We start from the raw sequence: 26,047 nt of genomic DNA, 5'->3' as shown, positions 1-26,047 counted from the left end.
GTCGAACGGATCAGACCGGTGCGACCTCGGGCTGCTCGACCTCGGTCTCGACAACGGCCTCGGTGACCTCCGGGAATGCCGGGGTGTCGATGTCGGCCATCTCCGCGACGCAACGGATGACCTGGCAGCTGTAGCCGAACTCGTTGTCGTACCACACGTAGACGACGACGCGGTCCTCGTCGACGATCGTGGCGAGACCGTCGACGACACCCGCGCGCTTCGAGCCGACGAGGTCGGTCGAGACGAGCTCGGGGGAGGCGACGTAGTCGACCTGGTTGCGCAGCGGCGAGTTCATCGAGGTCTCACGCAGGAACGCGTTGAGCTCATCGACGGTCGTCGCCGTCTCGAGGTTGAGGTTGAGGATCGCCATCGACACGTTCGGGGTGGGAACGCGGATCGCGTTGCCCGAGAGCTTGCCCTTCAGTTCCGGCAGCGCCTTGGCCACGGCCTTCGCCGCCCCCGTCTCCGTGAGCACCATGTTCAGGCCCGCCGCACGGCCGCGACGCGAACCCTTGTGGAAGTTGTCGATGAGGTTCTGGTCGTTGGTGAACGAGTGCACCGTCTCGACGTGGCCGTTGCGCACACCGAAGCGATCGTTGAGGGCCTTGAGGACCGGGGTGATCGCGTTCGTCGTGCACGAGGCGGCCGAGAGGATCGTGTCCGCATCGGTGATGTCGGAGTCGTTGACGCCGAAGACGATGTTCTTGATGTCGCCCTTGCCGGGAGCGGTGAGCAGGACCTTCGAGGCGCCCTTGCTCTGCAGGTGCTTCGACAGGCCCTCCTCGTCGCGCCACTTGCCGGTGTTGTCGACGATGATCGCGTCGTTGATGCCGTACGCGGTGTAGTCGACCTGCGAGGGATCATCGGAGTAGATGACCTGGATGAGGGTGCCGTTGGCGAGGATCGTCGAGTTCTCCTCGTCGACGACGATGCTGCCGTCGAACTTCCCGTGCACCGAATCGCGGCGCAGCAGGGAGGCGCGCTTGACGATGTCGTTCTCTCCGCCCTTGCGGACGACGATCGCGCGCAGGCGCATGCCGGTGCCGCCGGCACGGTCGATGAGGATGCGGGCGAGCAGGCGTCCGATGCGGCCGAAGCCGTAGAGGACGACATCGCGCACCCCGTCCTCGGAATCCGAGCCGATGACCGAGTCGAGCTCGGCGGCGAGGAATTCCGCGGTGGGAGCCGACTGCTCGTTCAGCTTGACGATGAGGCGACCGAGGTCGATCCGTGCCGGACCGAGGTCGAGGTCGGCAAGCGCCCGGACGACCTCGAGGGTCGTCTCGATGTCGAGCTCTTCGCCGAGGAAGTGGCGGGCATAGCGGTGCGCCTTGATCATGCCGGTCACGGACTTGCCCTGCAGCGAACGGCCGAAGAGGGTGAGCAGCACGTCGTTGTTGCGGTAGAGGCGGCCGACGAGCGGGATGAGGTCTTCAGCCGCGGTCTGCTTCTTCGCCCACTCGTCGAGACGAGCCGTGGTTGCTTCAGTCAAAGGTCGAATCCCCTTATATTCAGTTGACGAATTCCCCCTCAAGTCTACCGTCTCGCCGCGGAGTCTCCCGACCGCCTCTCCTCGAAGCGCTTGAAACCGAGCAGGGTGAGCGCGACGATCCCGGCACCGGCCATGAGCGCCCCGAGCGTCTGCACCTGAGCCTTCGGTTCGATGAACCTGTGATCAGCGGATTCGTCCTCCTTCGGCCGTGGGACGCGGGCCGTGCCGATCCATGCGGCGACGAAGAGGATGATGCGGGCGAAGATGTTGAGAGTGATCATGATCGCGATGATCGACCCGAACACGCCCGCGGCCTTGCCGGCGGAGAACAGGTCGACCAAGACGGTGGCGAGATTGAGGAGGATGACGAAGCACACGGCGCCGATGAGCGAACCGCGGACCTTCGCCTGCTTGTCCACCGGGTGCTCGGGCAGCATCGTGAAGAGGAACATGAAGATCAGCCACGAGGCCCCGAACGTGATGAGCAGCGGGACGACGACGAGGAGGCCGGACATCCAGCCGGAGAGTCCGAAGAGGTCGGTGATGAAGGCCCGCAGCCCCGTGCCCACGACGGTGAGGGCGACGGTGAGGAGGAGCCCGACGATGAGCCCGAGGAGGGTGACGGTGTTGCCGACGAACTTCTTGACGAAGGGCTGGTTGACCTCGTCGTCGAATTCGTCGTGGAGCTGGGCGCGGACGGCGGCGCCGAGGTTGCCGATGAATCCCTGCCCCGTGTAGAGGCCGGCGAGGATACCGAAGATCCCGACCGCCTGCCAGTCGTTGAGGAAGCTCTCGAGCTGGTCGGTCAGCGCTGAGTTGCCGGGGGAGAACGCCTCGATCTGCTCGGTGATGACCGGCACGAGGTCGGGGCGGAGGACATCGAGGACGAACCCGAGGCCGGCGAAGGTGAACATCGCGATCGGGACGACGGCGAGGACGAGGAAGTACGTGATCGCGGCGCCGAACTGGTTGCCCAGGCGTTGGAGGAAGCGCTGCACCGCCCGCATGAGGTGCGCCGGGCCGGGCGAGGTGATCGCATTGTGTCCGGCTTCGGCGACAGGACTGCGGGAAGCCAGGATCTTCGCTGGTGTCACTGAGTGCTCCTTCATGTCACTGAGTGCTCGTTCGACAAGGTGTCCGTTCCCACACTAACCTCTGGGAGCGCTCTGTGAGGGGGAGACGGGGCCGTTGCCTAGACTTGGGCGCATGGCGATCACAGCATCGATCACCGGGACCGGTCTGCTCACAGCGTCAGCTGCTTCCGGTGCCGCGGAGAACCTCAGCGGCTTCTCCGCCTGGACCGTGCGCATCATGGAGGCGCTCGGTCCCCTCGGAGTCGGGTTCCTCGTCTTCCTCGACAACATCTTCCCGCCGATCCCCAGCGAACTCGTCCTCCCCCTGGCCGGCTTCACCGCCAGCCGCGGCCAGCTCAGCCTGGTGCTGGCGATCGTCTTCGCCACGATCGGCTCCGTCGTCGGCGCCCTCGTCCTCTACGCGATCGGCCGCTGGATCGGGCTCGACCGGATCATCCGGGTCGCAGTGAAGATGCCGCTCGTCGACGTCGAGGACGTCCACCGGACGATCTCCTGGTTCGACCGCCACGGGGACAAGGCCGTCTTCTTCGGACGGATGATCCCCATCTTCCGTTCCCTCATCTCGATTCCCGCGGGCATGCGGGCGATGCCGATGGTCAAGTTCCTCCTCCTCACCGCCGCCGGCAGCACGATCTGGAACACGATCCTCATCGTCGCGGGCTTCTACCTCGGGGAGAACTGGTCGATCGTCGAGACCTATGCGGGGTACTTCCAGACGCTCGTCATCGTCGCCGTCGTCATCGCCCTCGTCGTCTGGGTGGTGCTCAAGGTGCGCAAGCGCCGGCGGCAGCGGGCGACGGGAACCCGCGACACCGACTATGAGCGGCGGCAGAGCACCGAGGCGGACGGCGCTTCCTGAGTCTCGGCCGCACCGCCTCGGCGGGGTCTCTCACTTCACCCAGGCCGCCGCGGTGCTCTCGAAGGGAACCTCCTCGCCCGCGGCGACGGGACCGGGGGCGGTGCCGTCGCCGAACGGCGAACCGCCGAGCTCCTCACGACAGTGCGGGCTCAGCCATCCGGAGAGGTCCGGCCCGACGGGAACGATTCCCGTGGGATTCACGTCCTTGTGGACGATGTAGTAGTGGTCCTTGATCTGGCGGAAGTCGATCGTGTCGCCGAACCCCGGCGTCTGGTAGAGGTCGCGGGCGTAGCCCCAGAGGTTCGGGAAGTCGCGCAGAGCCGTCCGGTTGGCCTTGAAATGCCCGTAGTAGACGGGGTCGAAGCGTGCGAGCGTCGTGAAGAGGCGCACATCGGCCTCGGTGATCGACTCACCCATGAGGTAACGCCGCGTCGCCAGCCGCTCCTCGACGGTGTCGAGAGCCGTGAAGAGACGGTCGAAGGCCTTCTCATAGGCCTCCTGCGAACCGGCGAAGCCCGACCGGTAGACGCCGTTGTTGATCTCCGTGTAGATCATCCGCATGAGGGACTCCATCTCGTCCCGTGACTCCTCGGGCCACAGGTTCGGCGCACCGTCCCTGTGGTAGGCCGTCCACTGGGTCGAGAAGTCCTCGGTGATCTGCGCGAAGTCGTTCGTCACCACCACGCCGGAGGGGACGTCGACGATTGCGGGCACCGTGATGCCGCGCGGGTAGTCGGGATAGCGTTTGAAGAACGCCTGCTGGAGGCGTTCGATCCCGAGGACGGGATCGACCCCGCCGGGGTCGAGGTCGAAGGTCCACGACCGCTGGTCATGGGTGGGCCCGGGCATCCCGAGCGAGATGACGTCCTCGAGTCCGAGCAGCCTGCGGACGATGACGGTGCGGTTGGCCCACGGGCAGGCGCGGGCGGCGATGAGACGGTAGCGGCCGGGTTCGACCGGCCACTGAGCGTCCGGATCGTCGAGGATGCGGTCCTCGATGTAGTTGGTGTCGCGGTTGAATTCCTGACCCTTCTCGACGTACGAGCCGGAGGTGTCAGTGGTCTCGGTGTCCTTCGACATGGGGATGTCCTCTCTGTTGCGACTGAGCCCTCGGTGGGGGCCGGTCGCCGGAGGGGAGCCGGCGGCCGAACCGCACCGATGGTTGAAATCTATACTACTCAGTCTGCCGGAGAGCGCACCGTTCAGTCGGCGTAGAGGGCCTCGATCTCGTCGGCGAAGTCCTTGCCCAGCATGTGGCGCTTGACCGACTGCTTGGCCGAGAGGTAGCCGTTGGCCTCGCTGAGTTCGACGGGGACGATCCGGAACTTCTTGATCCCCTCGGCTCGGGAGACCGTGCGGTTGACCCGTTCGACGGCCTTCTCGATCGTCGCCCTCACCGTCTCGTCGGCCGCGGCCTCCTTGAGGGTCATCGGGGGCAGGTCGTGGTTCTTCAGCCATGTCGGCAGCATCTCCGGGTCGAGGAAGATGAGCGCGGTGATGTACTTGCGGTTGTCGCCGACGAGGACCGGCTGGCCGATGATCGGGTGCCGGCGCAGCGCGTCCTCGAGGGGAGCGGGGGCGATGTTCTTCCCGCTCGAGGTGACGATGAGCTCCTTCTTGCGTCCGACGATGCTCAGGTAGCCGTCCTCGTCGAGGGAGCCGAGGTCGCCGGTGGCGAACCAGTCGTCGTGGAACTCCTTGGCCGTGGCCTCCGGGTTCTTCCAGTACTCCCGGAACACGGGCACCCCCTTGGCCAGGATCTCTCCGTCGGGGGCGATCGCCACGGTCGCACCGGGCAGGGGGACGCCGACGGTGCCGATCTTCGAGTTCTTCACGACGTTGACCGTGATCGGCGCCGTCGTCTCCGTCAGCCCGTAGCCTTCTAAGACGATGAGGCCGATGCCGCGGTAGAAGTGGCCGAGGTGGGTGCCGAGCGGACCGCCGCCGGAGACCGCCCACTTGACGTTGCCGCCCATGATCTCGCGCAGCTTGCTGTAGACGAGCTTGTCGAACAGCGCGTGCTGGATGCGCAGGGACGCCGGCACTTTGCCTGCGTCGAGGGCCTTCGAATACGCGACGGCGACCTTCTCGGCGCGGCGGAAGATCTTCTCCTTGCCTCCGGCCTGGGCCTTCGCCAGGGCGGAGTTGAAGACCTTCTCGAAGACACGGGGGACGCCGAGGATGAACGTCGGCTTGAAGCTGCCGAGGGCGTCGGTGAGCTTCGTGAGATCCGACTGGTGGGCGAGCAGAGCGCCCGTTGACACGGAGAGGACCTCGATGAAGCGGGCGAAGACGTGCGCCTGCGGGAGGAAGAGGAGGCAGCGGCCGTCCTCGCCGGTGACCTCGGGGATCTGGTGTTCGGCGGCCTGCGCGGTCTGGACGAAGTTCGCGTGCGTGAGCACGCAGCCCTTGGGCCGACCGGTGGTGCCGGAGGTGAAGATGATCGTCGCGATCGATTCGCTGCCCACCTGGGCGCGGCGAGCCTCGAGATCGGCGTCGCTGATCCCCTCGCCGGCGGCGGCGAGGTCAAGGAAGGCGCCGTCGTCCCAGATCCACAGCTGCGGAACGGGGAGCCCGGCGACCGCGGCGGCGTCCCGAACGCGTTCGGCATGCTCCTTCGTCGCGACGAGGCCGCTGGACACCTCGGCGTTCTCAAGCATCCACGCGAGCTGATCTTGAGAGGACGTGTCGTAGAAGGGGACGGAGATCGCGCCGGCGAACCACACGGCATAGTCCGACAGCGTCCAGTCATACGAGGTGGGACCGAAGATCGCCACCTTGTCCTCGAAGCCGACGCCTGCGGCGATGAGCCCCTTGGCCGCCGCCCGGACCTGATCGACGAAGTCAGCGGTCGAGACCTCGGACCAGCTCTCGCCCGCGGGCTTCGCGAGCGCGGGATGATCGGGATGGGAGTCCAGCCGTCGGAGCAGGACGTCGGTCGTCGATGACTCGGTGTCCACCTCGAACCCGACGACCGGAGTGGATGACTGGGGCATTGTCGATGCGCTCATGTGTACTCCTTCGGGACATAAGTTACTGCCCAGTGATCTTAGTGTGCGATCGTTCAGTAGTGAAATCGCTCACTTTTCCGGCCTGCGAGGTCTCATCAGCAGTCTAGCCAAATCGATGGGCTGATCGCGCAGGCTACGATGGACCAAACTTCAAGTCTGTTAAAGGTTGGTAATGACGACGAACCCTGAGGATCCGGGCTTCCGCTACGACGCGGAGCTGGCGGAGAAGATCGAGACGTCCTGGCAGAACACGTGGGAGCAGGCGGGCACATTCCACACGCCCAACCCCACCGGTGACCTCAGCCAGGACCTCGAGGGTTCCTCGTACGGGCCGCCTGACGACCTCGGCGAGCGGGAATCGCTCTACATCATGGACATGTTCCCCTACCCCTCGGGGGCGGGACTCCACGTCGGTCACCCGCTGGGCTACCTCGGCACCGATGTCTACGGCCGCTATCAGCGCATGCGCGGCCGCAACGTCATGCATGCCCTGTCCTATGACGCCTTCGGTCTGCCCGCCGACCTCTACGCAGTCCAGACCGGACAGCATCCGCGCATCACCACGGATGCGAACATGGCGAACATGAAGGGCCAGCTGCGCCGGCTCGGCCTCGCCCACGACGAACGCCGCAGCTTCGCGACGACCGACGACGACTTCGTCAAGTGGACGCAGTGGATCTTCCTCCAGATCTTCAACTCCTGGTACGACCCGGAGGCGACGACCCCGGGCGAGGACAGCCGCGGTGCCGCCCGGCCGATCTCCACGCTCATCGAGCAGTTCGCCTCGGGTCAGCGCCGCACCCCCGACGGTCGGGAGTGGGCGGAGCTCAGCCCCGCCGAACACGAGGCGATCCTCCAGGAGTTCCGCCTGGCCTACGTCTCCGAATCACCGGTCAACTGGGCGCCGGGACTCGGCACCGTGCTCGCGAACGAGGAGGTCACCGCCGAAGGCCTGTCCGAACGCGGCAACTACCCCGTCTACACCCGCACCCTGCGCCAGTGGAACATGCGGATCACGGCGTATGCCGACCGTCTCATCGACGACCTCGACGCCCTCGACTGGCCCAGTGCCGTCCACCGCATGCAGGTCAACTGGATCGGCCGGTCCAAGGGCGCCCTGCTGCGCCTGCCCGTGGCCGGAGGCGAATCCGCCGTCGAGGTCTACACGACCCGACCCGACACGCTCTTCGGTGCGACCTACCTCGTGCTCAGCCCCGAGCACCCGCAGGTCTCAGAACTCACGGCCGACGCCTGGGATCCTGCGACACCGGAGGCGTGGCGCGGCGGTGAGGTGAGCCCCGCCGAGGCAATCGCCGCCTACCAGCGCACGGCTGCGGCCAAGACCGACGCCGACCGGCAGCAGTCGAAGGAGAAGACGGGCATCTTCACCGGGTCGTATGCGACGAACCCGGCCACCGGGCAGCAGATCCCGATCTTCGTCGCCGACTACGTCCTCATGGGCTACGGCACCGGCGCGATCATGGCCGTGCCGGCCGAGGACGCCCGTGACTGGGAGTTTGCGAAGGCCTTCGGTCTGCCCTATGTGCGCACCGTGCAGCCGCCGGCCGATCACGACGAGGACACCCCGTACACGGGGTCCGGCGTGATGATCAATTCGGCCAACGCCGAGGTCGATGTCAATGGGCTTGCCGTCGACGAGGCGAAGGCCCGCGTCACGGCGTGGCTGTCCGACAAGGGCCTGGCCGAGGAGTCGACGCAGTACCGACTGCGCGACTGGCTGTTCTCCCGGCAGCGCTACTGGGGCGAGCCGTTCCCGATCGTCTACGACGAGACCGGCACCCCGATCGCGCTGCCCGATGAGATGCTGCCCGTCGAACTGCCCGAGGTCGACAACTTCGCTCCCCGCACCTTCGCCCCCGACGACGCGGACTCCCAGCCGGAGCCGGCGCTGGGCCGCAACCGCGACTGGGTCGAGGTCGAACTCGACCTCGGCGACGGCCCGCGCACGTACTTCCGCGAGACGAACACGATGCCCAACTGGGCGGGATCCTCGTGGTACCAGCTGCGCTACGCCGACCCGCACAACGAGACCGCGGTGGTCGACCCCGTCAACGAGGAGTACTGGCTGGGTCCGCGGGAATCGAAGCCGCGCGGCGGCGCCGATCTCTACGTCGGCGGCCAGGAGCACGCGGTGCTCCACCTCCTCTACGCGCGCTTCTGGCACAAGGTCCTCCACGACCTCGGCTACCTCAGCTCGTCCGAGCCGTTCCACCGTCTCGTCAACCAGGGCTACATCCAGGCCTACGCGTACACGGATGCCCGCGGCGTCTACGTTCCCGCCGCCGAGGTGGAGGAGCGCGTCGAGGCCGACGGTGAGCTGACGTTCTGGTACGAGGGCGAACAGGTCATCCGTGAGTACGGCAAGATCGGTAAGTCCCTGAAGAACTCCGTCATGCCCGATGAGATGTACGACGCCTACGGGGCCGACACGTTTCGCGTCTACGAGATGTCGATGGGTCCCATCGAACAGGACCGGCCGTGGGAGACCCGCGCCGTTGTCGGTGCGCAGCGCTTCCTCCAACGGGTGTGGCGCCTCTTCGTCGACGAGTCCACCGGTGAATCGGTCATCGCCTCCGGCACGGCCGACGATGAGACCCTCAAGGTCGCGCACCAGGTCATCGCGGGTGTCCGCGACGACATGGACCACCTGCGGTTCAACACGGCGATCTCGAAGCTGATCGTGCTCACCAACCACCTGACGAAGCAGGGTGATGCCACGGCGGATGTCCTTGAGCCGCTGGCGATCATGCTCTCGCCCTTCGCCCCGCACCTGGCCGAAGAGCTGTGGAAGCGGCTGGGGCACGAGTCGTCGATCACCTACGTCGACTTCCCCGAGGCCGACCCCGCGCATCTCGTCGCCGACACCGTCACCGCCGTCGTCCAGGTCAAGGGCAAGGTCCGCGCCCGCCTCGAGGTCGCCCCCGACATCGGGGCCGACGAACTCGAGGCGCTCGCTCTCGAGTCGCCGAACGTCCAGCGCGCCCTCGACGGCGCCGGGATCCGCAAGGTCATCGTCAAGGCGCCGAAGCTCGTCAACATCGTCCCCGACGCATGATCCCCACCTCCCCGATCCGGAAGGGCCCAGACGTGAGCACACACGACGCCGTCCAGGACGAGATCCGCAGCGCCCTCGGCGTGCGCCCGGTCATCGATCCGGCGACCGAGGTGAGGAAGCGGGTCGAGTTCCTCGTCGACTACGTGCTGACCACCGGCGTGCACGGACTCGTCCTCGGCATCAGCGGCGGTCAGGATTCGACCCTGGCCGGCAGGCTCTGCCAGCTCGCCGTCGAGGATCTGCGCAGGCGCGGTGCGAAGGCCGAGTTCTGGGCGGTGCGCCTGCCGCATCACGTGCAGGCCGATGAGGCCGATGCCCAGGATGCGCTGGCCTTCATCGACGCCGACCATGAGGTCGTGTTCAACATCGGCGCCGCCACCGATGCGGCCGCCGAGGAGTACCGGGCGGCGATGGGCGAGGCCCTGTCCGACTTCGGGAAGGGCAACGTCAAGGCCCGCCTGCGGATGGTCGCCCAGTTCGAGATCGCGGGGGAGAAGCGCCTCCTCGTCGTCGGCACCGACCATGCCGCCGAGGCGGTCACCGGGTTCTTCACGAAGTTCGGCGACGGTGCCGCCGACGTCATCCCGCTCTCGGGTCTGAGCAAACGGCAGGGTCGGGCTCTGCTGCGCCACCTCGGCGCGCCCGAGCATCTGACGACGAAGACCCCGACCGCGGACCTCCTCGACGAGGATCCCGGGCAGACCGACGAGTCGTCGTTGGGGCTGAGCTACGAGGAGATCGACGACTTCCTCGAGGGCAAGCCCGTCGCCGAGGCGGTCGCCGGCCGGATCATCGCCCGCTACCGGGCGACCGAGCACAAACGGCGCACCCCGGTCACCCCCACTGACGACTGGTGGATCCGGCACTGAAGAACTCGCGACGGATCTCCGCTCTGAGCAGACGACCCCGGCCACATGGCCGGGGTCGTCTGTGATTGTGGGCTTGTGCGTCAAGGTGCAGTCGGGCTGCCCCGACGGCTAATGCCTTGACGGCGCTCGTCTCAGGCGACGAGGCCGAGCTCGAGCGCGGTCTGCTTGAACTCCCAGCGGGCGGAGACGAAGCGGTCGCCGAGGCCCTCACCGCGGCTGCGCGCCTCGGTGTACTCGCGCCAGCCGCCCTCGCGCGTGTCGCCGGGCCGGATCTCGCGCTGCGTGTCGTCGTCGGACAGGGCCCGCGTCTCCTCGTTCACCCAGATCGACAGCGCCTCGGCGGCCCGGTAGAGGTTCATGAACGCGGTGTGCGAACGGGGGTTGTCGAAGCTCGACTTCGCGAACTCCTCACGGAACGTGTGCAGAGGGGCGAGCTCGTCGACGGCGAGCGTGCCGAACGTCGCATCGAGGCGCAGTGACTGGACGAGTCCGTCCTCGTCGGGCAGGAGCGCGAGGATCCGCTGCGCGCGGGTTTCGTCGGGGATCTGGGCGACCTCCTCGTCGACGGGGGTCAGCCCCACGGCGTCGAGGCGCCCGCGTTCGGTGCTCAGGGCCTGGCGCAGGGAATCGATCTGGGTCTGCGACTGACGCCATTCGCCGTGGAAGATGAGCAGGGCAGCGGCCGCGCCGAGGCACACGAAGATGCCGATCACCCACGCGAACGGGTGGAGCGGGGGGATGAGGAGGAGGACGAGTCCGACGACGACGAGGGCCGAGAGGACCACCGCAGCCGTCGAATTGGTGAGGAAATCGAGGAAACGCTTCACGAATCCAAGCGTACTGTTTCTGCCTCCATATATCGTGCAAGCAGGTGGCATATAGTGTGCGTGAAATTGCTCTGACGAAGCGGGGAGTGTGCGGGTGAAGGTCTCGGTCATCGGTTGTGGGTATCTGGGAGCCGTGCACGCGGCGGCGATGGCCTCTCTTGGCCACGAGGTCGTCGGCGTCGACGTCGACGAGGCGAAGATCGCGGCCCTGCGCGCAGGCAGGCCCCCGTTCTTCGAACCCGGCCTCGCCGACCTCCTGCTGGGCGCCCAGGACAAGGGCAGCCTCGACTTCACCACCGACATCGCCGATGCCGCCGAGGCGCGCGTGCACTTCGTGTGCGTGGGCACCCCGCAGAAGCCCGGGGAGTTCGCCGCCGACGTCACTTATGTCGATTCGGCTGTGGATTCCCTCCTCCCGTACTTGAGCCCGGGTGCCGTCGTCGTCGGCAAGTCTACGGTCCCGGTCGGCACCGCCGCCCGACTGGCCGGACTCCTCCAGCCGTCCGGGGCAGTGCTCATGTGGAACCCCGAGTTCCTCCGCGAGGGACACGCCGTCGAGGACACCCTCCACCCCAACCGCCTCGTCTACGGTGTGCCCGACGGCGATGCCGGTGAGACGGCGACTGAGGCCCTCGACGAGGTCTACGCCCCGATGCTCGCCGCCGACACGCCGCGACTCGTCGCGGACTACGCGACCGCGGAGCTCGTCAAGACTGCGGCGAACTCGTTCCTCGCGACGAAGATCTCCTTCATCAACGCGATGGCCGAACTCTGCGAGGCCTCCGGGGCCGATGTCACGATGCTCGCCGATGCGATCGGGATGGATGACCGGATCGGGCGGAAGTTCCTCAACGCCGGCCTCGGGTTCGGCGGCGGCTGCCTGCCCAAGGACATTCGCGCGTTCATGGCCCGGGCCGGGGAGCTCGGCGCCGATCAGGCGGTCGCGTTCCTCAAGGAGATCGACTCGATCAACATGCGCCGCCGGGTGCGGATGGTCGACATCGCCCGGGAGGCACTGGGCGGGTCGTTCATCGGGAAGAAGGTGACGATCCTCGGTGCTGCGTTCAAACCCGACAGCGACGACGTCCGGGACTCGCCGGCGCTCGCGGTGGCTCGGCTCATCGGCACGCAGGGCGGGGTCGTCACGGTCACCGACCCCGAGGCCGTGGCCAACGCCTCCCGGGCGTTCCCGGAGCTCACCTTCGTCACCGACACGACCGAGGCGCTCACGGGGGCCGACGCGGTGCTCCTGCTCACGGAGTGGAAGGAGTACCGGGACCTCGACCCGACGGCGGTCGCGGGGTTGGTTTCCGGCCGGGTGCTCGTCGACGGGCGCAACGTCCTCGATCCGCAGCAGTGGCGTGCGGCGGGATGGACGTATCGGGCGCTGGGGCGTCCGTGAGGATCGGCCTCGTCACCGATTCCACGGCGCAGCTGCGCGCCGAGGAGGTCGCCCGGCTGGAAGAGACCGCCGGCGGCCTCTTCCGCGTCGTCCCGCTCACCGTGCTCATCGCCGGTGAGTCCTTCACCGACGGCGACCTCGACGTCGACGAGCTGTGCCGGGCGATGGATGAGGGCGCCGAGGTGAGCACCTCGATGGCGACCCCCGGACAGTTCGCCGCCGCCTACGCAGACCTCATCGACCACGGCGCCGAGGCGATCATCGTCGTGACGATGTCCGGGGAACTCTCCGGCACTCGTGATTCCGCGGTCTCCGCGGCCGCCGACCGGCCGGTGCTCATCGATGTCGTCGACTCCCGCACCACCTCGGCGGGACTGGCCGGGGCCGTCGACGTCGCAGCGGCGGGGATCGCCCAAGGTGAGGACGCCGCCTCGATCGCCGGCACCGTCGCCGACTGGTGTGCGGCGGAGACGATGACCGTCTTCGCCCCGCACAACCTCGAACATCTGCGCCGCGGTGGCCGGATCGGCGCCGCGTCCTCCCTGCTCGGTCGGGCCCTGCAGATCGTCCCGGTGCTCGGTCTGACCGGCGGGGTCGTCACCCCGATCGCGCGCGTGCGCACCCGCGCGAAGGCGCTCGAGCGGATGAGCCTCATCGCCGCCGAGGCGGCCGCAGACCTGAGCGCGGACGACCGCAGCCTCGAGGTCGAGATCCAGCAGGCCGACGGCCGCCCCGACGACGCCGATGTCCTCACTCTCCAGGAGAAGCTCAACGAACGGGGTCTGTCGCCGAGCTTCCGCACGCTCTCACCCATCATCACCGCTCACGTCGGTCCGGGCACGCTGGGCATCACGGTGCAGACCACGCCCTGAGGGCGTCTCGGAAGTTGCTGCGCGGGCGGGGAGGTTGCCCAACGTGGTGACCGTGTCGGGGTGAGCCCGGCTCAGCGATCGTCGGCACTCGAGTGCACGCGCCTGTGCATGACGGGTCCACTCGTGTGCTCAGAGCCTGTGGACGCTCACCCGGTTTCCACAGGCCCCTTCCGGGCACTGGCGATGGCGAGAGCGGGAGGCCTAGCGTGCGCGCATGGCTGTGTCTCCTGACGACAGGTTCGCCGGTCTCCTCACCTCGAGCGCCGAACGCGGCGGCTGGGTGCCCGGTGACGTCGTCACCTGCGATGCTTCGGGTGAGGAGGAACCCGTCGAACCCCGACGCGTCCGCCTGCCCGTGCTCATCGCCTTGGCGATCGCCGCCATCGCCGTGCTCGGCCTCGCGTTCTACGTCTTCCGTCCGGCGGAGACCGAACAGGCCCCGACATCGCAGCCTGCCGAACCCGAGGCCGCCGGGGCATCGACCGGCGCACGCGCCGAGGCCGCAGCGGACGGGGCGCCGCCGACCGCTGAGGTCGTCGTCCACGTCACGGGGGAGGTCGAGAACCCCTCGGTCGTCACCCTGACCGGCGGGTCACGCGTGCGCGACGCGGTCGAGGCCGCCGGCGGACTGACGCCCGACGCGGACGCCGAGGCGGTCAATCTCGCCCGCGTCCTCGCCGATGGCGAGCAGATCCGTATTCCGGCCGTCGGTGAGAGCCCGCCCCCTCCGGCACCGACCGGCCCCGCACCCGACTCCTCGGGAGGGGGTCCGCCGGGGGAGGGCAACGATGCGGACAGCTCCCAGGGATCGACCGCCGGGCCGGGGGAGTCGGGTGCCAAAATCGACCTCAACACCGCCGACTCCGCGACCCTGCAGACCCTGCCCGGTGTCGGCCCCGTCACCGCGGAGGCGATCATCGCCTACCGGGAGGCGACCCCGTTCACGAGCATCGACGACCTCCTCCTCGTCAAGGGCATCGGCCCGAAGACCTTCGAAAGCCTCAAGGACCGTGTCACGGTCGGGTGAGCGGCGAACCCTGCGGTCAGCCGACGGTGGGAGGGGGTCAGACCTCGGCTCGACACTGCGGCGCTGCCGGCGTGCTGCCCTCGACTGGGCGAAGATGACCGGGACGCTGTGGCCGGGGTCCGTGCGACTCGTCGCCTGCGCCGCGGGACTGTGGGCGCTCGCGCTGCTCGCCCCCGGACCCTCGGCACTGCTGCTCACCCCGGTCGTCGGCCTCATCGGGTTCCTGCTCCTGCGCACCCGCCACCACCTCGGCGTCGGCCTCATCGTCTTCGCATGCCTCGCGAGCATCCAGCTCACGTCCCTCACCGCGGCCCGCGGACCCGACGGCCCGGCGGAGACGACGGGGATCGTCATCGGCTCCACCCAGCCCGGGCCTTCGGGGTGGTCACGGCTGACACTGCTCACCCCGGGCGGACTCACCGAAGTCCTCTCCCCGGGCACCCCGCCGGCGGGAGCGCACGTGCGCATGCGCACCGACCGCCTCGACCGCATCCGCATCAGCCGCAGTGAGCCGGCGGTGATCCGCGCCCCCAACCGCATCTGGCAGTGGCGGGCGCAGCTGCGTGAACGCTTCCGGGCCGACTCGACGGCCGTCGGACACGACGGGGGAGCCCTGCTGCCCGGGCTCGTCATCGGCGACACCGCGCCACAGGATGCGCAGATGGTCGAGGACATGCGCACCGTCTCCCTCACCCACGTCTCCGCGGTCTCGGGGACCAACGTGACGATCGTCAGCCTCGGCGCGGGACTGCTTGCCGGTGCCTGCCGTGCGGGACCGCGCACCCGGGTGAGTGTCGGGGTGCTCACGTGCCTCGGCTACGTCTTCGTCGTCGGCGTCGAACCGAGTGCGATCAGGGCTGCCGGCATGGCCGTCGCGGTCGCCGTCGTCTTCCTCCGCGGGGGCGGGATCGCCCCGGTCGCCGTCATCGCCGGCACTGTCAGCCTCCTGCTCACGGCACTGCCGATGCTCGCCGCCTCCGTCGGGTTCGCGCTTTCGGTGATCTCGACGTGCGCGATCATGTTCGCCGTCCCGGCCCTGCTCAGACGGCTCAACGTGCACTGGCCGCGGGTGCCGAGCATCCTGCTCACCGCCCTCGTCGTCCCGCTCATTGCGCAACTTGCGTGCACCCCGGTGCTCGTGGCCATCGACCCGCGGATCGGCGGGTGGTCCGTCGTCGCGAACGCCCTGGCCTCGCCGGCTGTGCTGCCGGCGACGATCACTGGGTTCGTCTCGCTCGTGTGCAGCGGTCTCGGGCTGCTCGGCCTTCCCTGGCTGCCCATCCTCGCCGATGCCGCGGCCTGGCTGGGATCCCTGTGCGCATGGTGGATCGTGGCCGTCGCCCGGGTGTGCGCGCGACTGCCGGGAGCGTCCCTGGCGTGGCCGGACCCGCCGCAGGGGTCGATCATCGCACTCGTCCTCCTCGCCGTCCTCACCGCGGGCATCGTCCTGCTCGTGCGGCGTCGGCTGTGGGGGCTGCCGGTCATCGTCCTCGCGGTCGCCCTCGGCGCGGTGGTCGTCGTCACGGGCAGTCCGAAGGGGCCTGCCCGTGACTGGCTCGTGCTCGTCTGCGATGTCGGTCAGGGCTCGGCTGCGGTCGTCAACCTCGGCGGGGGACGGGGGCTCGTCGTCGATGCGGGCAAAGAACCGGCACCGGTCGACGAGTGCCTCGACGGCAGCGGGATCACGGAGTTCGACCTCGTCATCTCCCATTTCGACGCCGACCACAGCGGTGGGTATGCGGGGACGACATGGTCGCGGTCCCTGCGACGGCTGCTGGTCTCCGCCAACGCCGCCGGCGGTCCCGAGGTCGCACAGATCGTCCGGGACACCGGCGCCGAGGTGGTTCCCCTCTCCCGAGGAGACGGAATCGATCTCGGCGGGGTGCAGGCCGAGGTGCTGTGGCCGCCCGGAGGCCGTGCGCCTGCAGGAGCGGTCGGGTCGGGCCTGGGTACCGGTGCAGGTGTCCCCGGAGACACCTCGGCGGGAGCGGGCACGCGGCCGGGTGCACCGCGAGACGCCTCGGCGGGGACGGCCGCGCGGAACGAGGATTCGGTCGTCCTGCGCATCGACCTCGCCAGGCTGAGCGTCCTCCTGCCCGGCGACATCGGCGAGGAGGAACAGACCGTGCTCGCACAGAGCCTGCAACCGGTCGATGTGCTCGTCGCACCCCACCACGGTTCGGGTGATCTCTCGGAGGACTTCTACCGGGGAGCAGGCGCTCGCCTCGGCGCCGTCTCCGTCGGGGAGAACCGGTACGGGCACCCGACGGAGGAGTCGCTGTCCGCCTTCGGCCCGGTGCCGGTGCTGCGCACGGACCTGTGCGGGACGATCGCCCTCTACGCCGAGGGTCGGTACAGCACGGCCCGCGGATGCGAACGTTGAGCGGCACCGCGCATCCCCGTGTCCCGGGCGGACGATAGGCTGGGGACATGGCAGCGAAGAAGACCCTCATCCCGTGGAGCTCGGCGAAGCCCGCGCCCGTCGTGATGATCTCCGGCGGTGAGTCCGTGCTCGTGCGCATGGCCAAGGACCGCATCGTCTCCGCCGCCCGGAAGAAGGACCCCGAGGAGGTCGAGTTCGATGCCGCCGCATACCAGGGCGGGGAACTCGAGATGGCGGCCTCGCCGTCGCTGTTCTCGAGCGCGAAGCTCATCGTCGTCGACGCCGTCGAGAAGTGCTCCGAGGCGTTCCTCGAGGACGCGCTCGCCTACCTCGACGCTCCGAACGAGGATGCCGTCGTCCTCCTCCTCCACGGCGGCGGCAACCGCGGGGCCAAGCTGGTGAAGAAGCTCGACGCCGCCGGGTTCCCGCGCGTCGACGCCGCCGTGCTCAAGAGCGAGAGCGACCGGGCGAAGTTCGCGCAGGCGCGGTTCAAGTCCGCGAAGCGGCAGATCGACGAATCAGGGATGGCCGCGCTCATGTCGGCTCTCGGCTCGGTTCTTGCCGAACTCAACGCCGGCGTCGACCAGCTCATCGAGGACACCGAAGGCACGATCACCGACACCGTCGTCGACCGCTACTACGGGGGACGCGTCGAAGCCACCGGCTTCAAGGTCGCCGACGCCGCCGTGTCCGGGGACGCGAAGAGCGCGCTCAGCCTGCTCCGGCATGCCCTGTCGACCGGCTCCGACCCGGTGCCGCTCGTCGCCGCCGTCGCGATGAAGCTGCGCGGCATGGCGAAGGTGCAGGGCTTCTCCGGATCGAGCGGTGAGCTCGCCTCCGAGCTGAAGATGGCACCGTGGCAGGTCGACCGCGCCCGCCGGGAGGTCCGACGCTGGAACGAGGTCGCACTCGGCCAGTCGCTCATCGCCGCCGCCGAGGCCGACGAAGCCGTCAAAGGCGGCGGGCGCGACCCTGTCTACGCAGTCGAGTCCTTCGTCTCCGAGGTCTGCCGCCTCTCGCGCACCCGCTAGGTCCCGCCCGCGCTGGCGCGGGCGCGCGCTGAGTCGTGCACCCGCGACGTCGCTCACCCACCGCAGAATCTGCCCGGACATGACGAAAGGGCCCGATCCGCTGGGCGGATCGGGCCCTTTCAGGCAAACCTTAAGCCATCGACTCAGAGAGCGTTGATCTGCTTGGCCAGCTTCGACTTGCGGTTCGCAGCGTTGTTCTTGTGCAGAACACCCTTCGAAACAGCCTTGTCGAGCTTCCGGGCGGCCACAGCATAAGCCTGCTGTGCCTCGTCCTTGTTGCCGGCGGCGATGCTCTCACGGACGTTGCGGACGAGGCCACGAACCTCGGTACGCACTGCCTTGTTGCGCAGGCGAGCCTTCTCGTTGGTCTTGATCCGCTTCATCTGGGACTTGATATTAGCCAATTTCAACACTCTTTCGTGTTCGTACTGCATGGTCGTGAGGGCGCATCCGTACGACAGGTATCGTCTCGGCGGGGAAACACTCCGACGACATCGCAGCGGATGGCATCTTCACCCGACCTCGGCGAGACACACGCCATGATGAAGATACGAGACCCAATCCTACCAGCGGGCCCGTGCCCATCGATAATCGCCGCCTGCCCGAGGAAGGGTGATCCTCATCGCCCGTCACGCCGCCCAGGTCCGCCGGTACTCACTCGGGGAGACGTGGACCTGCGCGGCGAACGCCGCCCGCAGCCCTGCCGCGGTGGCGAAGCCTGTGCGCACCGCGATCGCTTCGACGCTGTCGCCCGTCGTCTCGAGGAGCTCCTGCGCCAGTCGGATCCGCTCCCGCACCAGCCACTGACCCGGCGGGAGTCCGTGGACCTCGAGGAACTTCCGTGAGAGCTGCCGCTGACTCAGATGCGCCCTGGCCGCGAGATCGGCGACCCTGATCGACTCGCCGAGGTGGTCCCTGGCCCAATCCGTGACCGCACCGAGCGGGGCATCCGCCGCCTGCGGGACGGGACCGAGCGCGTACTGGGCCTGATCGGCGACCCGGTGCGGGGGAGTGACCATCCGCCTGGCCACCGCATTCGCCGCAGCCGTGCCATGATCCTGCCGCACGAGTTCGAGGCACAGATCGATGCCCGCAGCCGTCCCCGCCGAGGTGAAGACCGTGCCGTCGCACGTGTAGAGGACGTTCGAATCGACCTCGACGCGGGGATACCGGCGGGCGAACTCGTCTGCGTGCATCCAATGGGTCGTCGCCCGCCTGCCGTCGAGGATGCCCGCCTCGGCGAGGACGAACGCACCCGAGCAGATCGCCGCGATCCTCGCCCCGCGCGCATGCGCCGCGGCGACCGCCGCAACGAGGTCCGGCGGCTGCGACACGTGGACGTTCGTGCACGCGGGGACGATGACGGTGTCCGCCTCGGCGATCGCCTCGAGCCCGCGAGCCCGGGCGGCGACGAAACCGGCGGCCACCTCGGCGTCGGGTTCGGTCGCGGCGACGGTGAAGTCGTACCACGGGGAGACGATGTCGGGCCGGGCGATGCCGAAGACCTCGCACGGCACGGCGAGCTCGAACAGCGGGGCACCCGGCATGAGGGCGAGGACGACACGATGTGCGGCAGAACTCTTGCGCATGTCGTCCATTCTGCCACTGGGCAGGCGGGGCGGGCGAGAGTTGACTGGGATCCATGACCACTGAGACCTCCTCCCGCGTGCAGCCCCACATCGGACTCGGCCAGGGCGTTGCGCTCTACACGTGCGCGATCCTCGGCGCCGGCGTCCTCGTCCTGCCGGGCCAGGTCGCGACGCTCGCCGGACCGGCCTCGCTCATCGCGTGGCTGATCAGCGCCCTCCTCGGGATTCCCCTCGCCTTCACCTTCGCCAGGCTCGCCTCCCGCTTCCCCGACGCCGGGGGAGTCGCGAGCTACGCCGAACGCGCCTTCGGACCGGTCGCGGGGGCGACCGCCGGCTGGTGGTACTTCATCGCCGTCGCCGTCGGCCAGACGATCGTCCCCCTGACCGCCGGCTACTACCTCGCCGCAGCACTGAGCCTCCCGCCGTTCGCCGCCCCCGTCTTCGGGCTCGTCATCCTCGCCCTCGCCGTGGCCGCGGCCCTGGCCGATGTCGCGATCGGGGCGCGGGTGCAGATGGGGTTGGCGATCGGGGTCGCTATGATCCTCGTCACCGTCGTCATCGTCTCGCTCGGACAGTTCGACCCCGCGGCGTTCGCTCCCTTCGCCCCGGCAGGCATCGCCGGGGTCGGGCAGGCCGTCGTCGTCCTCTTCTTCGCGTTCGCCGGCTGGGAGGCGATCGCGCACCTCTCCGCCGAGTTCAGGGACGTGCGCACGACCCTGCCGCGGGCGACCCTGCTCACGGTCCTCATCGTCACCGTGCTCTACCTCTCCGTCGCCACGGCCGTCGTCGGCACGGGCACGTACGGGGGAGCTGCGGTCGACCGGATCTCCCTGGGGCTCATCGTCGAGACCGGTTGGGGGATCGCGGCGGCGGCCGTCGTCGCTGTGGCCGCGGTCGTCATCTGCACCGGCACGACGCTCGCCTTCGCGCAGTCGGTCTCCCGTCTGGGGTTCTCGCTCGCCCAGCGCGGGTGGGCACCCCGATCGTTGGCGGTCCTCGATCGCCGAGGTGTGCCCGCGGTCTCCCTGCTCACCGTCACGGGCATCGGGGCGGCGGGACTCATTGGGTGTGCGGTGTTCGGCTGGGGTGCCGAGGACCTCGTCTTCATCCCCGCGGTCCTCGTGCTCGCGACCTATCTCATCGGCACGGCGGCCGCGATGAGGACGTTCACCGGGAGGGCGCGCCTCGTCGCTGTCCTCGCGTTCTCACTCCTTCTCATCGCCGTGCCCTTCGCCGGCTGGCATCTTCTCGTGCCGGTCGGTCTGTTCGCCGTCGTCGCGGTGGGTCTGCGGGTGCGGGGGCTGCGGGGTCGGCGATTGCCGACGCGTCGATTGCAGATGCGCAGGGCTCGGAGACTCGGGTCGCAGGGTGACCCGCAGGCCGAGTGATGGGGTGAAGGCACCGGAGCGCCGTCACGAACGGGCCGAGCAGTCGAGTTCGGGCTATTGATCGGACTGCGCTGTTCAGTTCAGACGTCTCCGTCGTGAACGGACTGCTCAGCCGTGATCGGACTGCTCAGTCGTGAACGGTCTGCTCAGTCGAATTCGGCGGCGACGAGGGCGAAGACCCCGCGGTCCATGATCGCGCCTTCGCGGCGGATGCCGTTCGGGTCGAGCCGGATGATGCGGTCGAGTCGGACCTCCGAGGGACGTCCCTGCGAATCCCAGTCCCCGCTGCCGATGTTCATCCACCGGGTGCCGTTGTCCGAGCGGACCTCGCCGATGCCGCCGGGGATGTGGTCCTTGCTCGTGAGCATGAGCACGAGCACCCACGCCCCGTCTTTGCCGATGACCAGCGAGGGCCGGTCCTTGCCCTGTGTGTGGTCCTCCTCGAAGGGGATCCAGCCCCACACGACCTCTCCGGGATCGGCGTCCCCGTCGAGATCGGGGGAGTAGCTGACCCGCACGGGACCGCGGTAGTCGCCGGGATACCCGCCGCTCGCATCCGGGCGGCCCTGCCTCGCCGAGGTGGTCCTCGCGTTTCCGTCGGACGACCGACCCTGGGTGCGCGGCGGGGAGGGGCGGTCTGCGCCCCGAGAGTCCGGGGCACTGCTCGGCCCCTTCTGCGACTGCGACCTGCTCTGTGATTCCCTGAGGAACTTCATGCCCTCGCGCACGCCGATCTGGACGGCGCGGTTGACGATCGATCTCCAGCTCATGCCAGTCAGCCTAGTCGACGCAGCCCACGCTCTGCCCGAGGCGGCTCACGCCCCGGTGACCTCGCTCCAGCGCAGGGTGGCCTCGACGGGGAAGTGGTCGGAGGGGTAGGTACCGCCCGAACTGTACGTGTCGATGCGGGTCGCAACCGTCTCGATCCCCGGTGTCGTGAGGATCCAGTCGATGCGCGGCGCCCCGGCCTTCGGACCCTTGTAGCGGTGGAAGGTGCCGATGTCCTCACCGGGCACTTTCGCGGCAGTGTCGGTGAGACCGAGCTCGGAGACGAAGTACTCGTAGACGGGAGCCCCGGTGGCGACGTTGAAGTCGCCGGTGACGATGCTGGGGACGTCCACCTCGGCGATGGTCTCGGCCATGATCTTCGCGGACTCGAGACGCGCCCGTTCGGACTTGTGGTCGAGGTGGGTGTTGAGCAGGCGCAGGGACCGGCCGGCCTCGAGGTCGGTGAAGTCGACCGTCGTCAGCGTCCGGGCATGGGAGACTCCCCACGATTCGGAGGCGACGGTCTCCGGGGTCTCCGACAGCCAGCTGATGTCGACGGCTTGGACCTCGAAGCGGGAGGAGTCGCAGATGACGGCGGTGAACTCTCCGGCGTTGCCGCCCGAGTGCCCCTCGCCGAGCCAGATGTACTCGTCGGGGAGGAGCTCGATGAGCTTCTCGAGCTGATCGAGCTCACCCTCCTGCGTGCCGATGAGGTGCGGGTGGGCTTCGGTGATGAGCTCGGCGGCCACGGGCAGCCGCGCCTCGACGGGGTGCCCGTCGCGGGCCGGGTAGCGGAGGTTGAAGCTCATGACGGTGAAGTCGCTCATAGGACCATCATCGCGCATCGCCTGCGATACCAGGCGGACCACGCGCGGACGACCACGGGCGGCGGACCACGCGCGGACGACCGATCGCACGCGACCCCGCCCCGCCTCGGCGGATTGAGACCCGCCGGGCACTTCATGGAACAATGGAGGTTCGGCCGATCCGGCGGTTCGACACGAAGAAAGGGCGTCAATGTCACCTCAGGTGAATGCGCAATCACTGAAGCGGATCACACCCTCCGCGACCTCACCCGAGCTGATCCGCAACTTCTGCATCATCGCCCACATCGATCACGGCAAGTCGACGCTGGCCGACCGGATGCTCCAGATCACCGGCGTCGTCCAGCCCCGCGACATGCGCGCACAGTACCTCGACCGGATGGACATCGAACGCGAACGCGGCATCACGATCAAATCGCAGGCCGTGCGCATGCCGTGGGAGACCGACGGCACCCCGTACGCGCTCAACATGATCGACACCCCCGGCCACGTCGACTTCAGCTACGAGGTCTCGCGGTCGCTGGCCGCCTGTGAGGGTGCGCTCCTCCTCGTCGACTCCGCGCAGGGCATCGAAGCCCAGACGCTCGCGAACCTCTACATGGCCATGGAGAACGATCTCACGATCATCCCCGTGCTCAACAAGATCGACCTCCCCGCCGCGCAGCCGGACAAGTACGCCGAGGAGCTCGCGAACCTCATCGGCGCCGACCCCGAGGACGTGCTGCGGGTCTCCGGCAAGACCGGTGAGGGCGTCGAAGGCGTCCTCGACCGGATCATCACCGACATCCCGGCCCCCGTGGGCGACGCCGACGCCCCGGCACGGGCGATGATCTTCGACTCCGTCTACGACACCTACCGCGGCGTCGTCACCTACGTCCGCGTCGTCGACGGCGACCTCTCTCCGCGCCAGAAGGTGACGATGATGTCGACGGGCACGACCCACGAGCTCCTCGAGATCGGCGTGTCCTCCCCGGAGCCGAATGCGACGAAGGGACTCGGCGTCGGCGAGGTCGGCTACCTCATCACCGGCGTCAAGGACGTCCGCCAGTCGAAGGTCGGCGACACCGTCACCGCGACCGCAGCCCCTGCCGAGGAACCGCTCGCCGGTTACGAAGAGCCCAAGCCCATGGTCTTCTCCGGGCTCTTCCCGATCGACGGTTCGGACTATCCGGCGCTGCGCGACGCGCTCGACAAGCTCAAGCTCAACGACGCGGCCCTGGTCTACGAACCCGAGAACTCGACGGCGCTCGGCTTCGGCTTCCGCTGCGGGTTCCTGGGTCTCCTCCACCTCGAGATCGTCCGTGAACGCCTTGAGCGCGAGTTCGACCTCGACCTCATCTCCACGGCCCCGAGCGTGATCTACGACGTCACCCTCGAGGACCGCTCCGAGGTCGTTGTGACGAACCCGAGCGAGTTCCCGACCGGGAAGATCCGCGAGGTCCGCGAGCCGATGGTCAAGGCGACGATCCTCACCCCGAGCGACTACATCGGCGCGGTCATGGAGCTGTGCCAGGACCGTCGCGGCAAACTCCAGGGCATGGACTACCTCTCCTCCGACCGGGTCGAGATCCGCTACCGGCTGCCGCTCGCGGAGATCGTCTTCGACTTCTTCGACCAGCTGAAGTCCCGGACGAAGGGCTATGCCTCCCTCGACTACGCCGACGACGGCATGGATGCCGCCGACCTCGTCAAGGTCGACATCCTCCTCCACGGCGATCAGGTCGATGCGTTCTCCGCGATCGTCCACCGCGACAAGGCCTACTCGTACGGTGTGCTCATGGCCGGCAAGCTGCGCGGGCTCATCCCGCGCCAGCAGTTCGAAGTCCCGATCCAGGCCGCGATCGGCTCGCGCATCATCGCCCGCGAGACGATCCGCGCGATCCGCAAGGACGTGCTCTCGAAGTGCTACGGCGGCGATATCAGCCGTAAGCGCAAACTGCTCGAGAAGCAGAAGGAGGGCAAGAAGCGGATGAAGATGGTCGGCAGCGTCGAGGTGCCGCAGGAGGCCTTCATCGCAGCCCTGTCCTCGGACGAACCGGACAAGAAGGACGCCAAGAAGTAGGTGCCGGAGCAGCCGATCGGTGAGATTCCGCCCCTGGACGGCTCCCTTCCCGCCTCGGCGGGAGCGGGGAACGGGCAGGGGCTGAGCCTCTACGTCCACGTCCCGTACTGTCGGGTCCGCTGCGGGTACTGCGACTTCAACACCTACACCGCCGATGAACTCGGTCCCGGAGCCAACCGGGAGGACTACCGGGAGATGATCTCCCGGGAACTCGATCTCTCGACCCGGGTCCTCGCCGAGGTGGGGGCCGGGGACCGTGAGGTCGGCACGATCTTCTTCGGCGGAGGCACTCCGACGCTCCTGCCCGCCGAGGTGCTCGCCGGGGTCATGGACGACATCCGCGCCCGCTACCGGCTGAGTCCCGGTGTCGAGGTGACCACCGAGGCGAATCCCGACACACTCGATCCCGCGTATCTCGACACGCTCGCCCGTGCCGGCTTCACCCGCATCTCGGTGGGCATGCAGTCGGCGGTGCCGCATGTGCTCGCGACCCTCGACCGCACTCACGATCCGGCGAAGATCCCCGACGTCGCACGCTGGGTGAAGGCGGCGGGCCTCGAACTCAGCCTCGACCTCATCTACGGCACCCCGGGGGAGTCCATCGCCGACTGGCGGGCCTCGCTGGACTCGGCGCTGGCTGCCGATGTCGACCATGTCTCGGCGTATTCGCTCATCGTCGAACCGGGCACGAAGATGGGGGCCATGGTCCGGCGCGGGCAGCTGCCGATGCCCGACGAGGACGACCTCGCCGACAAGTACGAGATCGCCGACGCCGCGATGACCGCGGCCGGTCTGCGCTGGTACGAAGTGAGCAACTGGTCGAAGACACCGGAGACCCGGTGCGAGCACAACATGGCGTACTGGCGCAATGCCGACTGGTGGGGCTTCGGCCCGGGCGCGCACTCCCACATCGGAGGTGTGCGGTTCTGGAACGCGAAGCATCCGCGTGCCTGGTCCGACCGGCTGCTCGGCGGGAACTCCCCGGCGATCGGGCGCGAAGTGCTCTCGGAGACGACCCGGGAGATCGAGCGGATCATGCTCGCAGCCCGCATCGACTCCGAACTGCCCCTCGACTCGCTCGCCCCCGGCAGCGAAGCGGCGATCCGGACGTTCGTCAAGCAGGGACTCCTCGACGCCGAGGCGATGGCCGAGGGTCGGTTCTCCCCGACCCTGCAGGGTCGGCTGATGGCCGATCACATGGTCCGGGTGCTCACCGACTACGTCTGATACTCTGACTACATCTATCGTGTGCGTGGCGATGGAGTGTCATCGACGCAGCTGACACTGTGTTCGACCGGATACCCCGGCGAGGTGAGCGATGCAGGATCCCCGTTCCGACGACGGCCGCGGTGCGACCGGGCCGAACGACGCCCGACCAGCCGGCAGCGAACTGGGCTGTGTCAAGTTTCGTAGACGATCTCTTTGTGGATCAGGCGGCGATCGCGGCCTGAAGGGTGTAGTCGGCGCGCGCTT

Annotated in this window: 20 protein-coding genes; 11 read left to right on the top strand and 9 right to left on the bottom strand. The window is 68.4% G+C overall.

Translation table 11 applies throughout. The annotated features are described in order from the left end of the window. Positions 1-10 precede the first annotated feature (10 nt). Together AAHA49_RS07155 and AAHA49_RS07150 are read right to left on the bottom strand one after the other, a co-directional pair. Positions 11-1,492: a glyceraldehyde-3-phosphate dehydrogenase gene (locus AAHA49_RS07155; protein ID WP_339392803.1), complete on the bottom strand. Its 1,482-nt coding sequence runs from the start codon at positions 1,490-1,492 to the stop codon at positions 11-13. A 44-nt stretch (positions 1,493-1,536) separates the two neighbouring features. Beyond that, the gene (locus AAHA49_RS07150; RefSeq protein ID WP_339392802.1) at positions 1,537-2,586 is read right to left on the bottom strand and encodes a YhjD/YihY/BrkB family envelope integrity protein; all 1,050 of its coding nucleotides are present in this window, start codon (positions 2,584-2,586) and stop codon (positions 1,537-1,539) included. Between the two features lie 112 nt (positions 2,587-2,698). Here AAHA49_RS07150 and AAHA49_RS07145 point away from each other — a divergent pair, with 112 nt between their 5' ends. Continuing rightward, on the top strand, positions 2,699-3,445 hold the full coding sequence (locus tag AAHA49_RS07145; RefSeq protein ID WP_339392801.1) for a DedA family protein: 747 nt from the start codon (positions 2,699-2,701) through the stop codon (positions 3,443-3,445). A gap of 30 nt (positions 3,446-3,475) precedes the next feature. Here the strand turns inward: AAHA49_RS07145 and AAHA49_RS07140 are convergent, their stop codons facing one another. Together AAHA49_RS07140 and AAHA49_RS07135 are read right to left on the bottom strand one after the other, a co-directional pair. After that, a complete protein-coding gene (locus tag AAHA49_RS07140) occupies positions 3,476-4,525 on the bottom strand; it encodes a glutathione S-transferase family protein (protein WP_339392800.1) in 1,050 nt (349 codons plus the stop codon). 122 nt (positions 4,526-4,647) lie between these two features. Next, on the bottom strand, positions 4,648-6,456 hold the full coding sequence (locus AAHA49_RS07135; RefSeq protein WP_339392799.1) for an AMP-dependent synthetase/ligase: 1,809 nt from the start codon (positions 6,454-6,456) through the stop codon (positions 4,648-4,650). Between the two features lie 172 nt (positions 6,457-6,628). Between AAHA49_RS07135 and leuS the strand changes: the two genes are divergently transcribed. Both leuS and nadE read left to right on the top strand, forming a co-directional pair. Next, positions 6,629-9,532 carry a leucine--tRNA ligase gene (leuS, locus tag AAHA49_RS07130; protein ID WP_339392798.1) on the top strand — a complete coding sequence of 968 codons (2,904 nt, stop codon included), beginning with the start codon at positions 6,629-6,631 and terminating at the stop codon, positions 9,530-9,532. Continuing rightward, on the top strand, positions 9,529-10,401 hold the full coding sequence (nadE, locus tag AAHA49_RS07125; protein ID WP_422614426.1) for an ammonia-dependent NAD(+) synthetase: 873 nt from the start codon (positions 9,529-9,531) through the stop codon (positions 10,399-10,401). Before leuS ends, nadE begins: the two co-directional genes overlap by 4 nt. 131 nt (positions 10,402-10,532) lie before the next feature. Here nadE and AAHA49_RS07120 read toward each other — a convergent pair whose 3' ends face one another. Continuing rightward, on the bottom strand, positions 10,533-11,228 hold the full coding sequence (locus AAHA49_RS07120; protein WP_342037784.1) for a hypothetical protein: 696 nt from the start codon (positions 11,226-11,228) through the stop codon (positions 10,533-10,535). Positions 11,229-11,322: 94 nt separating this feature from the next. Between AAHA49_RS07120 and AAHA49_RS07115 the strand changes: the two genes are divergently transcribed. From AAHA49_RS07115 to holA, 5 genes are all read left to right on the top strand, one after another. After that, positions 11,323-12,630, top strand: coding sequence for a UDP-glucose dehydrogenase family protein (locus tag AAHA49_RS07115; RefSeq protein ID WP_342037783.1), 1,308 nt, complete (start codon positions 11,323-11,325; stop codon positions 12,628-12,630). Beyond that, positions 12,627-13,502 (top strand): DegV family protein, encoded by an 876-nt coding sequence (locus AAHA49_RS07110; RefSeq protein WP_342037782.1) that lies wholly within the window; start codon positions 12,627-12,629, stop codon positions 13,500-13,502. Before AAHA49_RS07115 ends, AAHA49_RS07110 begins: the two co-directional genes overlap by 4 nt. A gap of 214 nt (positions 13,503-13,716) precedes the next feature. Beyond that, positions 13,717-14,529: a helix-hairpin-helix domain-containing protein gene (locus tag AAHA49_RS07105; protein WP_342037781.1), complete on the top strand. Its 813-nt coding sequence runs from the start codon at positions 13,717-13,719 to the stop codon at positions 14,527-14,529. A 94-nt stretch (positions 14,530-14,623) separates the two neighbouring features. Beyond that, the gene (locus AAHA49_RS07100; RefSeq protein ID WP_342037780.1) at positions 14,624-16,912 is read left to right on the top strand and encodes a ComEC/Rec2 family competence protein; all 2,289 of its coding nucleotides are present in this window, start codon (positions 14,624-14,626) and stop codon (positions 16,910-16,912) included. 47 nt (positions 16,913-16,959) lie between these two features. After that, positions 16,960-17,943, top strand: coding sequence for a DNA polymerase III subunit delta (gene holA / locus AAHA49_RS07095; RefSeq protein WP_342037779.1), 984 nt, complete (start codon positions 16,960-16,962; stop codon positions 17,941-17,943). A gap of 143 nt (positions 17,944-18,086) precedes the next feature. Here the strand turns inward: holA and rpsT are convergent, their stop codons facing one another. Both rpsT and AAHA49_RS07085 read right to left on the bottom strand, forming a co-directional pair. Further along, positions 18,087-18,347, bottom strand: coding sequence for a 30S ribosomal protein S20 (rpsT, locus tag AAHA49_RS07090; RefSeq protein ID WP_009377103.1), 261 nt, complete (start codon positions 18,345-18,347; stop codon positions 18,087-18,089). A gap of 225 nt (positions 18,348-18,572) precedes the next feature. Next, positions 18,573-19,532 carry a GlxA family transcriptional regulator gene (locus AAHA49_RS07085; RefSeq protein WP_342037778.1) on the bottom strand — a complete coding sequence of 320 codons (960 nt, stop codon included), beginning with the start codon at positions 19,530-19,532 and terminating at the stop codon, positions 18,573-18,575. Positions 19,533-19,585: 53 nt separating this feature from the next. On the opposite strand from AAHA49_RS07085, the gene AAHA49_RS07080 reads away from it, so the two are divergent. Further along, complete coding sequence (locus tag AAHA49_RS07080; protein ID WP_342037777.1) at positions 19,586-20,920, top strand: APC family permease; 1,335 nt, start codon at positions 19,586-19,588, stop codon at positions 20,918-20,920. Between the two features lie 146 nt (positions 20,921-21,066). Here AAHA49_RS07080 and AAHA49_RS07075 read toward each other — a convergent pair whose 3' ends face one another. Together AAHA49_RS07075 and AAHA49_RS07070 are read right to left on the bottom strand one after the other, a co-directional pair. Then, positions 21,067-21,690 (bottom strand): type II toxin-antitoxin system PemK/MazF family toxin, encoded by a 624-nt coding sequence (locus AAHA49_RS07075; RefSeq protein WP_342037776.1) that lies wholly within the window; start codon positions 21,688-21,690, stop codon positions 21,067-21,069. A 45-nt stretch (positions 21,691-21,735) separates the two neighbouring features. Next, entirely contained in the window at positions 21,736-22,515 is a 780-nt protein-coding gene (locus AAHA49_RS07070) for an endonuclease/exonuclease/phosphatase family protein (RefSeq protein WP_342037775.1), read from the bottom strand. 190 nt (positions 22,516-22,705) lie between these two features. Between AAHA49_RS07070 and lepA the strand changes: the two genes are divergently transcribed. Continuing rightward, positions 22,706-24,574, top strand: coding sequence for a translation elongation factor 4 (lepA, locus tag AAHA49_RS07065; RefSeq protein WP_339392786.1), 1,869 nt, complete (start codon positions 22,706-22,708; stop codon positions 24,572-24,574). After that, positions 24,575-25,801, top strand: coding sequence for a radical SAM family heme chaperone HemW (gene hemW / locus AAHA49_RS07060; RefSeq protein ID WP_342037774.1), 1,227 nt, complete (start codon positions 24,575-24,577; stop codon positions 25,799-25,801). Positions 25,802-26,047: the final 246 nt, after the last annotated feature.

The sequence above is a fragment of the Brevibacterium ammoniilyticum genome, assembly GCF_038429965.1.
GTDB lineage: Bacteria > Actinomycetota > Actinomycetes > Actinomycetales > Brevibacteriaceae > Brevibacterium > Brevibacterium ammoniilyticum.
Note: the sequence above shows the minus strand (reverse complement) of the source record. Positions and strands in the feature narration are given on the sequence as shown.

Excerpts from the sequence above, each read along its gene's own strand:
- AAHA49_RS07145 (WP_339392801.1), top strand. The coding sequence starts at position 2,699 with ATGGCGATCACAGCATCGATCACCGGGACCGGTCTGCTCACAGCGTCA.
- AAHA49_RS07140 (WP_339392800.1), bottom strand. The coding sequence starts at position 4,525 with ATGTCGAAGGACACCGAGACCACTGACACCTCCGGCTCGTACGTCGAG.
- AAHA49_RS07135 (WP_339392799.1), bottom strand. The coding sequence starts at position 6,456 with ATGAGCGCATCGACAATGCCCCAGTCATCCACTCCGGTCGTCGGGTTC.
- leuS (WP_339392798.1), top strand. The coding sequence starts at position 6,629 with ATGACGACGAACCCTGAGGATCCGGGCTTCCGCTACGACGCGGAGCTG.
- nadE (WP_422614426.1), top strand. The coding sequence starts at position 9,529 with ATGATCCCCACCTCCCCGATCCGGAAGGGCCCAGACGTGAGCACACAC.
- AAHA49_RS07105 (WP_342037781.1), top strand. The coding sequence starts at position 13,717 with ATGGCTGTGTCTCCTGACGACAGGTTCGCCGGTCTCCTCACCTCGAGC.
- AAHA49_RS07100 (WP_342037780.1), top strand. The coding sequence starts at position 14,624 with ATGACCGGGACGCTGTGGCCGGGGTCCGTGCGACTCGTCGCCTGCGCC.
- holA (WP_342037779.1), top strand. The coding sequence starts at position 16,960 with ATGGCAGCGAAGAAGACCCTCATCCCGTGGAGCTCGGCGAAGCCCGCG.
- AAHA49_RS07085 (WP_342037778.1), bottom strand. The coding sequence starts at position 19,532 with ATGCGCAAGAGTTCTGCCGCACATCGTGTCGTCCTCGCCCTCATGCCG.
- AAHA49_RS07080 (WP_342037777.1), top strand. The coding sequence starts at position 19,586 with ATGACCACTGAGACCTCCTCCCGCGTGCAGCCCCACATCGGACTCGGC.
- AAHA49_RS07075 (WP_342037776.1), bottom strand. The coding sequence starts at position 21,690 with ATGAGCTGGAGATCGATCGTCAACCGCGCCGTCCAGATCGGCGTGCGC.
- AAHA49_RS07070 (WP_342037775.1), bottom strand. The coding sequence starts at position 22,515 with ATGAGCGACTTCACCGTCATGAGCTTCAACCTCCGCTACCCGGCCCGC.
- lepA (WP_339392786.1), top strand. The coding sequence starts at position 22,706 with ATGTCACCTCAGGTGAATGCGCAATCACTGAAGCGGATCACACCCTCC.